At 71.1% G+C, this 13663-nt stretch carries 13 protein-coding genes; 8 read left to right on the forward strand and 5 right to left on the reverse strand.

Annotation, left to right across the window (positions count from 1 at the left end; genetic code table 11):
- Positions 1-828: 828 nt before the first annotated feature.
- Positions 829-2292 carry an acyltransferase gene (locus AB0B97_RS30870; RefSeq protein WP_357498753.1) on the reverse strand — a complete coding sequence of 488 codons (1464 nt, stop codon included), beginning with the start codon at positions 2290-2292 and terminating at the stop codon, positions 829-831.
- Positions 2293-2444: 152 nt separating this feature from the next.
- Here AB0B97_RS30870 and AB0B97_RS30875 point away from each other — a divergent pair, with 152 nt between their 5' ends.
- Complete coding sequence (locus tag AB0B97_RS30875; RefSeq protein ID WP_357498664.1) at positions 2445-3488, forward strand: DUF3068 domain-containing protein; 1044 nt, start codon at positions 2445-2447, stop codon at positions 3486-3488.
- 73 nt (positions 3489-3561) lie between these two features.
- Here AB0B97_RS30875 and AB0B97_RS30880 read toward each other — a convergent pair whose 3' ends face one another.
- A complete protein-coding gene (locus AB0B97_RS30880; RefSeq protein ID WP_234583225.1) occupies positions 3562-4305 on the reverse strand; it encodes a class I SAM-dependent methyltransferase in 744 nt (247 codons plus the stop codon).
- A gap of 390 nt (positions 4306-4695) precedes the next feature.
- On the opposite strand from AB0B97_RS30880, the gene AB0B97_RS30885 reads away from it, so the two are divergent.
- Both AB0B97_RS30885 and AB0B97_RS30890 read left to right on the forward strand, forming a co-directional pair.
- Positions 4696-5319 carry a DUF6230 family protein gene (locus tag AB0B97_RS30885; protein WP_357498666.1) on the forward strand — a complete coding sequence of 208 codons (624 nt, stop codon included), beginning with the start codon at positions 4696-4698 and terminating at the stop codon, positions 5317-5319.
- 71 nt (positions 5320-5390) lie between these two features.
- On the forward strand, positions 5391-6911 hold the full coding sequence (locus AB0B97_RS30890; protein WP_357498668.1) for a DUF6114 domain-containing protein: 1521 nt from the start codon (positions 5391-5393) through the stop codon (positions 6909-6911).
- A 69-nt stretch (positions 6912-6980) separates the two neighbouring features.
- Here the strand turns inward: AB0B97_RS30890 and AB0B97_RS30895 are convergent, their stop codons facing one another.
- Positions 6981-8651, reverse strand: coding sequence for a DUF885 domain-containing protein (locus AB0B97_RS30895; protein WP_357498670.1), 1671 nt, complete (start codon positions 8649-8651; stop codon positions 6981-6983).
- 120 nt (positions 8652-8771) lie between these two features.
- On the opposite strand from AB0B97_RS30895, the gene AB0B97_RS30900 reads away from it, so the two are divergent.
- Positions 8772-9752, forward strand: coding sequence for a DMT family transporter (locus AB0B97_RS30900; protein WP_234583229.1), 981 nt, complete (start codon positions 8772-8774; stop codon positions 9750-9752).
- Positions 9753-9770: 18 nt separating this feature from the next.
- Here the strand turns inward: AB0B97_RS30900 and AB0B97_RS30905 are convergent, their stop codons facing one another.
- Both AB0B97_RS30905 and AB0B97_RS30910 read right to left on the reverse strand, forming a co-directional pair.
- Positions 9771-10841 (reverse strand): PHP domain-containing protein, encoded by a 1071-nt coding sequence (locus AB0B97_RS30905; protein ID WP_234583230.1) that lies wholly within the window; start codon positions 10839-10841, stop codon positions 9771-9773.
- A gap of 29 nt (positions 10842-10870) precedes the next feature.
- Positions 10871-11632 carry a M23 family metallopeptidase gene (locus AB0B97_RS30910; protein ID WP_357498673.1) on the reverse strand — a complete coding sequence of 254 codons (762 nt, stop codon included), beginning with the start codon at positions 11630-11632 and terminating at the stop codon, positions 10871-10873.
- Positions 11633-11694: 62 nt separating this feature from the next.
- Here AB0B97_RS30910 and AB0B97_RS30915 point away from each other — a divergent pair, with 62 nt between their 5' ends.
- From AB0B97_RS30915 to AB0B97_RS30930, 4 genes are all read left to right on the forward strand, one after another.
- Positions 11695-12084 (forward strand): hypothetical protein, encoded by a 390-nt coding sequence (locus tag AB0B97_RS30915; RefSeq protein ID WP_357498675.1) that lies wholly within the window; start codon positions 11695-11697, stop codon positions 12082-12084.
- Positions 12085-12196: 112 nt separating this feature from the next.
- Positions 12197-12364 carry a hypothetical protein gene (locus AB0B97_RS30920; protein ID WP_167626078.1) on the forward strand — a complete coding sequence of 56 codons (168 nt, stop codon included), beginning with the start codon at positions 12197-12199 and terminating at the stop codon, positions 12362-12364.
- Positions 12365-12481: 117 nt separating this feature from the next.
- Positions 12482-13009 (forward strand): tRNA adenosine deaminase-associated protein, encoded by a 528-nt coding sequence (locus tag AB0B97_RS30925; RefSeq protein WP_234583233.1) that lies wholly within the window; start codon positions 12482-12484, stop codon positions 13007-13009.
- 196 nt (positions 13010-13205) lie between these two features.
- Positions 13206-13655, forward strand: coding sequence for a nucleoside deaminase (locus AB0B97_RS30930; RefSeq protein ID WP_357498755.1), 450 nt, complete (start codon positions 13206-13208; stop codon positions 13653-13655).
- Positions 13656-13663 lie beyond the last annotated feature (8 nt).

Raw genomic sequence — 13663 nt, forward strand, 5'->3', positions numbered from 1 at the left:
ACGTTGCCCTGCGGTGCGGGACCGAGGATCGTGATCAACGGCGCGACGGTGCCGACGACGGCCACCGGCACGTTGCGGGATCTGCGGGATCTGCGGCCGCTGCGCTACCGCGCCTGCGTCCCCGCCCCGAAGCCCGGGGCGAAGACCACGGCGAGGGCGGACGAGGACCGCGTCGCTCTGCGCGCCGGCCCGAACGAGGTCTCGGCTCCGTTGGACCGGTTCGTCGTCGACAGCGTGATCCTGACCGGTGAGCCGCCGCAGCGCCCCGCCGCCGCCGAGCCGCCCCGCCGGGCCCTGACCGTGCTCGGTTGGAACGACCAGCGCCGGTCGGTGGAGGTCGGGGCGGGCGGCGGCAGTTACCTGGTCGTACCGGAGAACGCCAACCCGGGCTGGCGGGCCACCCTCGACGGGGTCCGGCTCGTACCGACCCGGCTGGACGGGTGGAAGCAGGCGTGGTTCGTGCCGGCCGGCGCGGCTGGCCGGGTGGAGCTGGACTTCACCCCCGGGGAGCGGTACGCCCTCGTCCTGCGCGTCGGCGGGGGACTGCTGCTGCTGTTGGTCGTCGCAGCCCTGCTCCCCGCGCGTCGCCACCGACAGTCGTACCCGATCGTCCCGGCGACGATGCCTACCGCTCCGGTGCTCGCACTGGGGGTGCCGGCGCTGCTGGGGGGCCTGGTCGGGTTCTGCTGCGCCGCAGTGGTCGTGGTGCTGCACCGCCGCCGGATGCCCAGCCCCAGCTGGATCTGGGTGCCGGCAGCGGTGGGGCTGGCGGCCTACGGGACCCAGCGCTGGTGGCAGCCCCGGATCTCCTCGGACCGGCTGGCCGACCTACTGGTCACGGTTCCGACCGGCCTGCTCCTCGTCGCGATCGCCGCCCTGGTGCTGCGCTTCCGCCGGGTCCGCGGGCGCTACGAGTCGCGCCGGGAGGGCCGGGCGCTCGGCTGGACCCGCCGCCTGCAACGCCGGCACCGGCGTCTGGAGCGGGGTGTCGGCCGCGACGATTCCGGGCCTGCGTCGGTTGTGCCGCCGCGCAAGGAATCTGCGCAGGCGCTGCGTCGGCCGCTCGATGAGGTAGTAGGTGGCCGCCGCGGCGGGGATGGTGAGGGCCAGCGTGAGCACGAGGAGCACCCAGAACGAGCTGTTCATCCGGGTGAGCCCGATCAGGCGGAAGCAGACCTCGAGGGCGAGGAGGTGCCAGAGGAAGATGCCGTAGGAGATCCGACCGACGAACCTGATCACCGGCTGGTCGAGGAACGCCCGCGGCACCCCGCCCGCGCCCGGGCCGACGAGGGGGGCGATCAGGAACCAGGCGACGAGCAGGAACACCAGGTGCTCGATGGTCGACTCGATCGGCCTGGTGGGCTCGACCCCGCGTGGGCCGGCGATCGGCGTACTGGCGATCCACAGCAGCGCGCCGGCGATGAGCCACGACGTACCCGGGGCGAACGTGAAGACGCGCAGCCCGCGAGGCGTGGCGGACCACAGGTCCTCGTCGCCTCGCCCGGGCCCGCTCCCGGTCAGTCCGGCAAGGAGCACCGGGGAGGTCGTGCTCGGGGGCCAGGAGGCGAGCACGGCCAGCATGATGCCGATGCCGAACCAGTCGAGGAAGGCGGGTAGCCAGAGCACCGCGAGCCCCGGCAGTGGCGAGTCGGGGTTGTGCGCGTACGCGTTCCAGGTGAGGCCGGCGAGGACGAGCACGGCGCCGAGCGCCAGTTGGCGTCGGGCTCGCTGAAGCGGGGTCCGACCGCCCATTCGGCGACCGAGCACCGCTATCACCGGCAGCGCCAGGTAAAAAGTCGCCTCCGTAGCCAGGCTCCAGGTCTGTTCCATCCCGACCGGAAGTCGCAATGGCTGATAAATCTGTGCCAGAAGGAGGGGAACTGCCCAGTCCCAGACCGACCTGAGGTAATCGATGTTGAGCCACAGCAGTGCGACAACCGCCATTGCCCAGTAGCCGGGCAAAATACGCAGCGCGCGATGCCAGAGGTATCGCCGAACTGGCGGGTGCGCCTGCGAATGAATGGCGGCGTGCGCGAATGGCCGGTAGAGGAGGAAGCCGGACAGCGCGAAGAAGATCGCCACCCCGACATCCAGTCTGGCCAGCACACCTCCGAGGCGGGCGAACGAGTTGGTCAACCCGCTGAGAAAAGAGACGTGGTGGATGACGACGCACAGTACCGCTACCGCGCGAAGTCCTTCCAATGCCGGCAACCAACCATCCGAACGGACGGCATTTGACGCGGACTCGCCTACCTGTCCGTTGCTCGCGTCGGGTCTGACGGGTTGGCTCACAGTTCCTCAACATCCCATTTGGTGGGGTGGCCCCACGGCCACGTGCCACCGGAGTCGGTACGTCTTCCGAAGGCCGCGTCGGACCATATCCGAAATCGGCCCCGTCATGTACTGTCAGCCGCCAGTCGAGTCTTTACAAGGGGAGGAGTTACATGCGACCTACGTCGGGTGCCGTCTTGGTGGCGGCGGGCGCGTTCCTGATCGCCGGGGCGGTGGCGACGCCGTTGACCGTCGCGCCCGCTCTCGTCAAGGTGCCCCTTGATCAGAGTTCGGTGACGGTGTCGAAGGCCGAGAACGCGACAGTCTTCGACTTCCCCACCCTGTCGGAGCGCAGCGGGGTCAACCTCACAGCCCACCGCGCGGTGCGGGGCGATGTCGGGGCCGGCAACGATGACCGCGCGGTCTTCAACGTCGGCGTCCGGGTGATCGACGACGCCAGCAAGGCCGAGATCACTGTCAACACGGACCGGGTTGCCGTCGACCGGCGGACCGCCGAGGCGGTGGCCTGCTGCGCCGAGGACATCAACGGAACAGCCTTCAAGCACGAGGGGCTGACCTACACCTTCCCGTTCGGCACCGAGAAGAAGACCTACCAGTACTTCGACAACACCGCGCGCAAGGCGTACCCCGCCAAGTACGTGAGCACCGAGAAGTTGCAGGGCCTGACCGTCTACAAGTTCGAGATGACGGCCGAGCCGATCCAGATCAAGCAGATCGATGTCCCGGGCCGGCTGGTCGGCTCGACCGAGCCCACCGTGACCGCCGGTCTCTTCTACACCAACACCCGCACCCTGTGGGTGGAGCCGGCGAGCGGCGTCATCGTCAAGGGCCAGGAGAAGCAGGCCCAGACCCTGCGGGACGCGGCCGGCGCGGACAAGGTCAAGATGATCGACGCGACCCTCGCCTTCACCGAGGACACCCAGAAGCAGCAGGCCAAGGTTGCCAAGGATGCGCGTGACCAGATCAACCTGCTGACCACTGTGGTGCCGATCGTCCTCGGACTCGTCGGCCTCGCCCTGGTCCTGCTCGGTCTGTTCATCATCATCCGGGCTACCCGCCGCAGGTCCGACGCGTCGCCGGTGGCCGCCGACGACCGACCGACGACCGACCTGCCGGCGCAGGCGTCCTCGGAGCCGGTCGAGGAGACCACGGCGCCGACCGGGGGCCGGCACGCCGTGGAGCGCAGCGAGCCGTAACAACCACACCACCGCACCACCGCACGCCGACCTGAAGGGCCGGCCGACCTCCGGGTCGGCCGGCCCTCGCGTCTCAGGCCTGCTGGTCGCGCCGCACGGCGTAGCGGGTGCACACCCAGTCTTCGGTGTACGGCAGGTCGGGGCGCTGCCCGACGATGTGCCCACCGTGCGCCGCCACCAGCCGCACCATGTCGGCGTCCGGCACGGCGGTCATGCTCATCGGCGCCGGATAGCCCAGCAGCCGGCGCTGCGCCCAGCTGATCAGCCGGAACGGCACGACCTGCCAGATGAGGGCCTTGGCCGTACGCGCCGGCTCCGTCGGCAGCCCCACGACGGCGATCCCTCCGGGTCGCAGGACGCGCAGGAACTCGGCGAGGTAGCTGTCGATGGCGGGCCGCGGCAGGTGTTGCAGGACCAGGGCGCTGTAGACGAGATCGAAGTGGCCGTCGGGGAACTGGCTCAGGTCCGGTGCGTCGTTGAGGACGAAGCGGATGTTCCCGGCACTCCGGTCCAGTTGTCGGGCGGTCTCCAGCATGGGTGGCGCGATGTCGACGCCGACGACCTCGTCGGCGTGCGGGGCGAGCCCCTGCGACAGCCGCCCGGCGCCGCAGCCGAAGTCGAGTACCCGTTCCCAGCGGGTGGGCAGCCCGAGCTGGCCGAGCCAGGTGGCCGTCTCCTCGACGTCGGCGCGACCCGTGGCCAGGAACTCGTCCACGTCCCACCGGCCGCCCCGCTTGCCGGGTTGAACGAGCACGGCCCAGAGCGGATCCTCGGCGCCCAGCTTGGTCCAGTCGCGTCGTACGTCGTTCAGATTCACGCCGAAACCCTAGGGCATCCGGGCGTCCTGTCGGCGGGGATGTTCGGACCGGGAGGCCCCAGCCGAACGGCTCGCCTGACCTGGGAACTTTACATCCGTTACCTGATTGTAATCCGTCGATGCATTGCTCACTCTGGGTCGCGCTGACTAGTCCTTATGCGACATCTGACAGGCTTGTGGATATTTTGCGACGCCCTCGACGAGAACGCTTCGTGACATCGCTCTACCTCTGGGTCGCCCTCGTGTTACCACCGAGTAATCGGGGGGTTGTGAGCTGTGCCGCGCCGGGTGCACGATCAAGCTCGATCGTTACCCGCCGGTAATAGATGGCGGGCGCTGCGTGGGCCGCCGCGAACGGCCGCCGCGCCCATCCACCCGCAGGAGGAACCCGTGCAGGATCGGTTAGACAACCAGGGTCGTGTCCGGTGGCGTCGATTCGCCGCCATGATGGTGCCCGCCACGGCCGCTGCCGGAGCCATCCTCTTCGGCATGTCGACAGGCGCGATCGCGTCCGACATCACGGTCTCGGGTCAGACCTTCAAGATCGGCGCCGAGCGGCTGGAGGGCGACGGCTTCAAGCAGTACGGCGGCATCGTCCGGGAGAAGGGCGAGGACGGAAAGGCCGGCCAGGTCCGCCCCGTCGCCCTCTCCGAGATCAGCAGCGCCGAGCTGTACAAGCTCTGCCAGTCCGTCCGCGCCGACCTCCCCGGTCTGCCGGTGGTGCTCACCATCAACGCCGGCGACGGCAAGGAGCCCGCCCGGGCGAAGGACCTGCTCATCGCGATGGACTCGCTGGGCGGCAACGCAACCTTCACCAACATCAAGATCGGCCGGGACGCGACAGACCTGAACCCGACGGCGCAGGCCGGATCGTTCGGTCAGAACTCCGATCACGTCACCATCACCAACCTTGAGCAGGTGTCCCGCTACACCACGGCGGCCACCTTCAACCTGGTGGGGCTGAAGCTGAAGGTCAACGTGGGCGACGACGCCAAGGGCAAAGAGTGCTTCTGAGGTGAGGCCCGCGGTGGTCGACCACCGCGGGCCAGCCCGTGTCCCCGTCCCCGCTCCGCCAGGAGGAGTACGTGACAACCACCAACCCGGCTCACGCCCGGCCCGGCGGTACGACGGCTCAGGTCTGGCGGAGCTTTCGCCGCTGGCAACGGAGTCGCCCGTTCTGGGGTGGCCTTCTCACCGCCCTGGCCGGGGTGGAGATGTTCGCCTCCACCCGGATGACGCTCAACGGGCTGAGCTTTCACAGTGGCGCCACCGGTCTGCTCTCCCTGCTCATCCCGGTCATCCTGGTGGCCTGTGGTCTGCTGCTCTGGTTCACTCCGGCGCAGCGGCTGTTCTACTCGATCGTCGCGGCGGTCACCGCGGTCTACTCGCTGATCGGGCTCAACCTCGGCGGCTTCTTCGTCGGCCTGCTGCTCGGCATCGTCGGTAGCGCGCTGGCCTTCGCCTGGACGCCGACCAGCCCGCCCCCGCCGGCGACGGCCGTAAAAGACGAGCCCACCGCCGAGCAGGTCGATGCAGAGCAGGACGTCCCCGAGCAGGACGTCCCCGAGCCGGTCACTTCTGAGCCCGTCGCTTCCGAGCGCGCCGTCCCCGAGCAGGTCGCTCCTGAACAGGTCGTCCCCGAGCGGGTCGTCCGGGAGCGGCAGCCCATTCCGGAGAGGGGGTTGGCCGACGCGGGCCCGCCCCCGAAGTGGCCGGGACGGTCGACCGATCCGCGGGCGCTCGGCATCATCCTGGTGGTGCTGGGCCTCGCCGCCGTCGGTCTGGCCGTCCAGCCTCGAGCGGTGCAGGCCGCGCCGAGCCGCCCCACCACCACCGCCTGTCCCACGCCGTCCCGGACGCCCACCCCGTCGCCCAGCCGCAGCGCGGCCGGGCCGACACCCACGCCCAGTCCGGAGCAGCGTCGGGGCCTGATCGGCGACATCCTGCACGGGATCGGGGACCTGTTCACCGGCGGGGGCCGTCAGGAGAGCCCCTCGCCGTCGCCGAGCCCAAGCGTCCAGCCGAGCGGAACACCGACCACCCGCCCCGACCCCGGCACCTGCCCACCGTCGCCCCCTGCCAAGCCGGGTTTACCCGGCAAGCCGGGTAAACCCGGCACGCCGGACAAGCCGGGCAAGGCGGAACCTGGCAAACTGCTGCCGCGCATCGCCGCCGACCCGAGCCTGCCGAAGGTCGCGCAGACGCCGTCCAAGCTCACCGGGTCCTCGGTCAAGATGACCGGTCTACGGTTCGACGGGATCACCGAACTGCGCACCGAGAACGGCAACCTCAAGGTGCTGAAGTTCAGCATGAAGCAGGCGGTCACCAAGAAATTCGTCCTGCAAGCCGACGGCCCATCGGGGCGCACCCAGCGGTACGCGACCGACACGCTTACCGTCAGCGGTGACGTGGCCTTCTACTCCACCCGGTTCGTCGGCAAGCTGCTCGGCCTCAAGCTCACCTTGACTCCGGAGCTGCCGTTGCCGGACGGCATCCCTGTCACGTTGCCCTTCGAGGTCACGTTCACCGACCCGGTGATCGACCTGGCGTACGTCACGAGCAACACACTTACCGCCGAGCCGGCGTTGGCGCTGAGTCTGACCTGAGCGGCGCGGTGACAGGGCTCCGGACGCCGACGGCTGGTCGTACCGCCGGCACCCGGAGCCCTCGCAGCCTCAGAGCCGGGCCAGCGCCTTGCGCAGCGGGTCGAGGCCCAGCGCGCCGAGGTCCAACGCCTGCCGGTGGAACTCCCGCAGGTCGAAGTCGGCGCCCTTGCGGGCCTTGGCGTCCTCGCGGGCCTGCAACCAGATCCGCTCACCCACCTTGTACGACGGCGCCTGCCCCGGCCAGCCCAGGTAGCGGTTCAGCTCGAAGCGCAGGTTCTCGTCCGGCACCCGGCAGTGCGCCCGCATGAACTCCCAGCCCAGCTCGGGCGTCCACCGCTCGCCCGGGTGGAAGCCGAACGGGTTGTCCTTCGGGATCTCCAACTCCAGGTGCATGCCGATGTCGACGATCACCCGGGCGGCGCGCATCGCCTGGCCGTCGAGCATGCCCAGCTTGTCGCCCGGATCCTCCAGGTAACCCAGCTCGTCCATCAGCCGCTCCGAGTAGAGCGCCCAGCCCTCGCCGTGCCCGGAGACCCAGCAGAGCAGCCGCTGCCAGCGGTTGAGCAGGTCGGCCCGGACGGCGGTCTGCGCCACCTGAAGGTGGTGACCGGGCACGCCCTCGTGGTAGACCGTCGTCACCTCCCGCCAGGTGGAGAAGTCGGTGATGCCCTGCGGCACCGCCCACCACATCCGGCCCGGCCGGGAGAAGTCCTCGCTCGGGCCGGTGTAGTAGATGGCCCCGTCACTTGTGGGTGCGAGGCAGCACTCGATCCGGCGGACCTGCTCCGGGATGTCGAAGTGGGTGCCGTTCAGCTCGTCGATCGCCTTGTCGGCGAGCGTCTGCATCCAGTCGCGGAACGCCTCCTTGCCCTGGATCGTCCGCGCCGGGTCCGCGTCCAGCGTGGCCACGGCCTCGTCGACAGTCGCGCCCGAGCCGGCGATACGCCCGGCCACGACCCGCATCTCCGCCTCCAGGCGGGCCAGCTCGGCGAAGCCCCAGGCGTACGTCTCGTCCAGGTCGACCTTCGCGCCGAGGAAGTACTGCGAGGCGAGTTCGTAGCGCTCCCGGCCGGCGGCCTGCTTGTCCCGCCCGTGCGGGGCCAACTCGGCACGCAGGAACTGCCCGAACTCGGCGGTCGCCGCGGTGGCCGCCGCCGCGCCCCGGCGCAGCTCGGCGCCGAGCGTGCCGTCCGCGCCCAGCCGTTCGACGAGGCCGTGGAAGAAGTTGTCCCCGGTCGGGTCGGTCCAGGTGTCGCACTGCTTGGCCACCTCGGCGAGCTGCACCTTCGAGCTGACCCGCCCGTCGGCGAGCGCCTCGCGCAGCGTGGTCTTGTAACCCTCCAGCGCGCCGGCGAGGCCGTTGAGCCGGGCGGCGATGTTGGCCTGGTCGTCGGCCGTCGCGGTAGGCATCAGGTCGAACACCATGCGGACCTCGTGCAGCCCGCTTTCGATCACGCTGATCTCGCTCGTCGTCTCGCCGGCCTCGTAGCGGGCCAGGTCGAGGCCGAGTCGTTCCTGCATGGCCTCCTTGGCGGTGCGTTCCGCCTCGGTGTCCGGCTCGGTCACCTCAAGTTCGGAGAGTGTGCGGCGGGTGAGGTCCGCCTTGGCCCGGTAACCCTCGGGCGAGAGGTCGTCGAGCTTGTCGTCATGGCCGGCGATGCCGACGTAGGTCGCGCCGGTGGGGCTCAACGGCGCCCACTCGGCCACGTAGCGGTTGGCGAGTTCATCAATTCGTCCCACGGTGCGACACTACGTGACCATCCCACCTGGATGTCGACGACGTTTGTCGTGTTCAGGCAGCAGATCCAGAGTGCGGAAAGTCGCGGGACTTTGTCGTACCCGTCCGGCAGAGTGTCAGGGGTGACCACCGACATCGCTCCTGACAAGGCGCCGTTGCGTGCCTGGCTGCCGGGCTTCTTCGCCCTCGCCGCCATCTGGGGTTCCAGCTTCCTGTTCATCAAGGTCGGCGTGGCCGAGCTGCACCCCGTCCAGCTGACTCTCTACCGCGTCGTCGCCGGCGCGCTGACCCTGCTGGTCGTCCTCGCGGTGCTGCGCGACCGGCTGCCGCGCGAGCCCCGGGTGTGGGCGCACCTGTTCGTCGTCGCCGCGTTCGGCGTGGCCGTCCCGTTCACCCTCTTCGGTTACGGTGAGCAGCGGGTCGAGTCGATGCTGGCCGGCATCTGGAACGCGACGACGCCGTTGATCGTGCTGCCGCTCGCGGTGCTGGTGTTCCGCACCGAGCGGTTGACCGTGCGCCGCGCGATCGGCCTCGGGCTGGGCTTCCTCGGCGTGCTCGTGGTGCTCGGGGTCTGGGAGGGCATCGGCGGGGCGCACTTCGTCGGGCAGTTGATGTGCTTCGGCGCGGCCGCCTGCTACGGCGTCGCCATTCCGTACCAGAAGCGGTTCATCGCGGGCAGTTCGCACTCCGGCCTGTCGCTGTCCACGGCGCAGTTGCTGCTCGCCGCAGTCCAGCTCGCCGTGGTCACCCCGTTCGTCGCGGGTGCGCCGCCGCTGCCCACCGAGCTGTCGCCGAAGGTGGTGGCCAGTGTGCTGACCCTCGGGGCGCTCGGCACCGGGCTCGCCTTCGTCATCAACATGCGCAACATCCGGGTGGCCGGCGCGAGCACCGCCTCCACCGTCACGTACCTGATTCCGATCTTCGCGGTGCTGATCGGCGCGGTGGTGCTCGACGAGCGGCTCAACTGGCACCAGCCGGTCGGCGCGCTCATCGTGCTGCTGGGGGTCGCGGTCGCGCAGGGCCTGTTCGGCCGTCGCAAGCCGCGCCCGGTGGTCGGCGTCGGCGCACCAGCCACGCCCGCCGCCGAACCCGCCCGCAGGTGACTCCGACCGGGCCGCTGGTCAGGCCCGGTCGCGTGTCCACTTCACCAGTTGCTCGGCCGACCAGGTGTTGACCACCCGGTCGGCCGGGACGCCGCAGCGGGCCGCCCGCTCGCAGCCGAACCGCTGCCAGTCGAGCTGACCGGGCGCGTGCGCGTCCGTGTTGATCGCGAAGCGGCAGCCGGCCTCCAGGGCGCGGCGGATCAGCCGCTTCGGCGGGTCCTGCCGCTCCGGCCGAGAGTTGATCTCGACGGCGGTGTCGTGCTCGGCGCAGGCGGCGAAGACCGCGTCCGCGTCGAAGTCGCTCTCGTTCCTGGTCCGCGCCCGGTGCCCCCGATCACCCGGGCCGGTCACCCCCGCCGGCCGGGACGACACCATCCGCCCGGTGACGTGACCGAGAATGTCCAGGTGCGGGTTGGCGACCGCCGCCAGCATCCGGCGGGTCATCTTCGCCCGCTCGTCCTTGAGGCCGCTGTGCACCGAGCCGACCACCACGTCCAGCCGGGCCAGCAGGTCGTCGTCCTGATCGAGTGAGCCGTCGGCGAGGATGTCCACCTCGATCCCGGTCAGGATCCGGAAGCCCTCCGGCAGCGCCGCGTTGACCTGCGCCACGTGGTCGAGCTGCCGGCGCAGCCGCTCGGCGGTAAGCCCTCGTGCCACCGTGAGACGGGGCGAGTGGTCGGTGAGCACCAGATACTCGTGGCCCAGCTCCACCGCTGCCAGCGCCATCTCCTCGATCGGGGAGCCGCCGTCGGACCAGTCCGAGTGGGTGTGGCAGTCGCCGCGCAGGGCGGCGCGCAGCGCCGTGGCCTCGGCGTCCAGGTCGCTGCCCTCGGTCGCCACCAGCCGGCGCAGATACACCGGTTCCTCGCCGGCCAGGGATTCCGCCACACAGCGGGCCGTCACGTCCCCCACGCCCGCCAGCTCGGTGAGCGTGCCGTTGCCGGCCCGCTCGGCCACCTCGGCCGCCGGCAGGCCGGCCAGCGCCTTCGCCGCCGAACGGAACGCCCGCACCCGGTAGGTGGCCTCGTTCGCACGCTCCAGCAGGAACGCGATCCGGCGCAGGTCGGCAATGGGGTCCCGGGCGCTCATCCCACCGAACCTAGTGCGTACGAGCCGCGTCAGGGAGCCTTCGGACAGCCGTGTTCGCGCTGCCACGCGGTCACCTCGGCGGCGGGCTCCCGGTTGCCGCCGCGCCGCCACGAGTCCAGATAGCGCGCCGGCCAGAGCACACCGCGCCGGATCCACCACCCGTCCTTGCCCGTGCACGGCGGCGAGATGCCGAAGTGCACGTGACAGACGTTGTTGGCGTTGCCGGTGCGGCCCACCTTGCCGAGCTGCTGGCCGGCACGGACCCGAACCCCCGCCTCGACGCCGGCGCCGACCACACTCAGGTGCGAGCCGTAGTAGCGCACGCCGTCGTCGCCGAGCAGTGACACCGACAGGCCGCCGTTGTTCGGGCCCTGCGGCCCACTCTTGGAGTACCTGTCGACACGACTCACCTCCAGGACCTTGCCGTCGGTCACCGCCACGAACGGCTCACCGCAGTCGGCGAACACGTCAGTCGCCGGGTACGCCCCGTGCGTCGTGTGGTAATCCACGTTGTCGGCGCGTACCGGAAAGACGTGCCGGAGCCCGGCGCGGGGTGCGGTCGGCGACGGTCTGGCCGACGACGGCGTCGGGCTGGCCGGGCGTGTCGTCGGTGTGGCCGTCGGTGCCGCCGGCTGCTCACCGGTCTCCCAGACCGCCGACGACGACGGCGCGGCGCCGGTCGGCGGCACTCCCGGCCGGGTGGTCGCGCAGCCGGCGGCCAGCACCGGGGCGAGCAGCAACAGGATCGGGTACGCCGGACGCACGCGGCGACCGATCGTCGGCGAGGGCATTCGGTCATCCTGACAGACCGGTACCGTGGGCACGAGCGACGCGCGTGAGGGGAGGGCAGCCGATGACCATCGCCCGAGGAGACCCCGTCCCGGATCCCGGTCCCGCCCGCCCGGTGCCGCGTACCCCGTCCGGGCTCTTTCCGGCCGGGCCGCCGACCAGACCCACCTACCGCGAACCGCACCCGGTGACCGGCGGCGGTGTCGCCGCCGGAGGTGGCGCGGCGGCTGCCTGGCTGCTGCTGTTCGGGCTGCTGGGCACCGACGTCGCCAGGTACGCGTGGTGGACCGTGGTGGCCGGCCTGCTGGCGTGGCTGACGGCTCTGGTGCTGGTCCGCTACGGCGATCGCGGCGTGGCCACCGGGGTGGCCATCGTCACCGCTGGTGGTTGGAGCATCGCCGCCGCCGTGGTGGCGGTCCGCTGGGCGACCAGCGGTGACTGGCCGATGTGGTGAGCGTGTTCCGACCGGCCCGGATCCGGCGGCGGACGACTGCGGCGCGTGCCCGGTTGGCTGCGTAGCGAACGCCGTCTTGACGTGGCTGTCGATACTCGGCACCCTCGGCACTATGGCCTGGACCACCCCGCGGCAGGACCCGGATCGCAACCGCCGCCGCCTCCAGTTGCTCGCCGAGTTGGCGGGCGCTCGGGCGGTACGCCAGCGCAGCCGGCCGCAGCGGCAGCGCACCGAGCGTCTGCGCCAGCTCATCGCCACCCGCCGTCGGGTAGCCGGCTGATCCGACTTTGTCAGGTTTGGCCGGCGTCTCGGGGCGTTGACCGGTCGCCCGCCGACCCGACCGGCTAACGTGCACCCTTGACGAGTCGGCGCTGTGCCGAGGGCTTTTGGGGGAACCGTGTCGTACTTCGCTGCGGCCGTGGTGCGTGACGACAGTGGCTGGACCGCCGCCGAGGTCAGCCTGCGGGGCGCCACCGACATCGATGAGGTCGCCGACCGGCTGCGCGACGTCGACCAGGAAGCCGACGTGTCGCTGCTGTTCGTCGAGGCCGACGACGCGTACCTGGTGATCCTGCGTCTCGACGAGGGCGAGGATCTGCGGGTGTTCGGCTCGGACTCGGCGTTCGCCGAGGAGTCCCGGCTCGGTCAGCTGCTGGTCGGTGACCTGAAGACGTCCGTGACCGGGCTCGACGGCGACGACGAGCCCCGCCCGGCCGCCGGCGGCGACGACGAGAGCGAGCAGCCCGCCGTCGATCCGGAGGCCGATCCGGTGGGCGACGCCGACCTGCTGGCCAACCTGGGCATCTCCGCGCAGAAGCTGCTGACGCTCTGCGCCACCGAGGGGATGCTGCCGGCGGACGTCACCGCCGAGATCTGCGAGGTGCTCGGCTGCGCCGACGAGGTCGAGGAGCTGCGTGAGGTCTGACCCCGCCGGGTCGGCAGCACACGGTGGGATCGTCCCCGCGGGCGGCGCGGAGCCGGCCGACGCCACCGATCCGCTGTTGGAGACGATCCAGCCGGGGCAGCCGACGCCCGGCGCTGTGGGTCGAGCTGGCCCCGGCGCGCACGAGCAACTGGCCGACCCGGGTGACCTCGGGCGGCGGCAGCGGCACGAGCTGTGGATGCGCCGGGCCCTGGAGGTCGCCGTCACCGGCCCGACGGCCGACGACGACGCAGGCCCGGCCGACGTGGACGACGTGCCGGTGGGTGCGGTGCTCTACGGCCCGGACGGCACCGAGCTGGCGATCGGGCGCAACGAGCGGGAGTTGACCGGCGACCCCACCGCCCACGCCGAGGTGCTTGCCCTGCGCCGTGCGGCCGAGCGCACCGGCCGGTGGCGACTGGACGGCTGCACCCTGGTGGTCACCCTGGAGCCGTGCACCATGTGCGCCGGCGCGCTGGTGCTGGCCCGGATCTCCACAGTCGTCTTCGGCGCCTGGGAGCCCAAGACCGGTGCCGCCGGCTCCCTCTGGGACGTCCTGCGCGACCGCCGGCTCAACCACCGCCCCGAGGTCTACGGCGGCGTGTTGGAGACCGAGACCGCAGCCGTCCTGCGGGCCTTCTTCCGCTGAGGCCGCGC

The organism is Micromonospora sp. NPDC049004 (assembly GCF_040649315.1).
Classification (GTDB): Bacteria; Actinomycetota; Actinomycetes; order Mycobacteriales; family Micromonosporaceae; genus Micromonospora.

Excerpts from the sequence above, each read along its gene's own strand:
- AB0B97_RS30905 (WP_234583230.1), bottom strand. The coding sequence starts at position 10,841 with ATGAGCGCCCGGGACCCCATTGCCGACCTGCGCCGGATCGCGTTCCTG.
- AB0B97_RS30910 (WP_357498673.1), bottom strand. The coding sequence starts at position 11,632 with ATGCCCTCGCCGACGATCGGTCGCCGCGTGCGTCCGGCGTACCCGATC.
- AB0B97_RS30875 (WP_357498664.1), top strand. The coding sequence starts at position 2,445 with ATGCGACCTACGTCGGGTGCCGTCTTGGTGGCGGCGGGCGCGTTCCTG.
- AB0B97_RS30915 (WP_357498675.1), top strand. The coding sequence starts at position 11,695 with ATGACCATCGCCCGAGGAGACCCCGTCCCGGATCCCGGTCCCGCCCGC.
- AB0B97_RS30920 (WP_167626078.1), top strand. The coding sequence starts at position 12,197 with ATGGCCTGGACCACCCCGCGGCAGGACCCGGATCGCAACCGCCGCCGC.
- AB0B97_RS30930 (WP_357498755.1), top strand. The coding sequence starts at position 13,206 with ATGCGCCGGGCCCTGGAGGTCGCCGTCACCGGCCCGACGGCCGACGAC.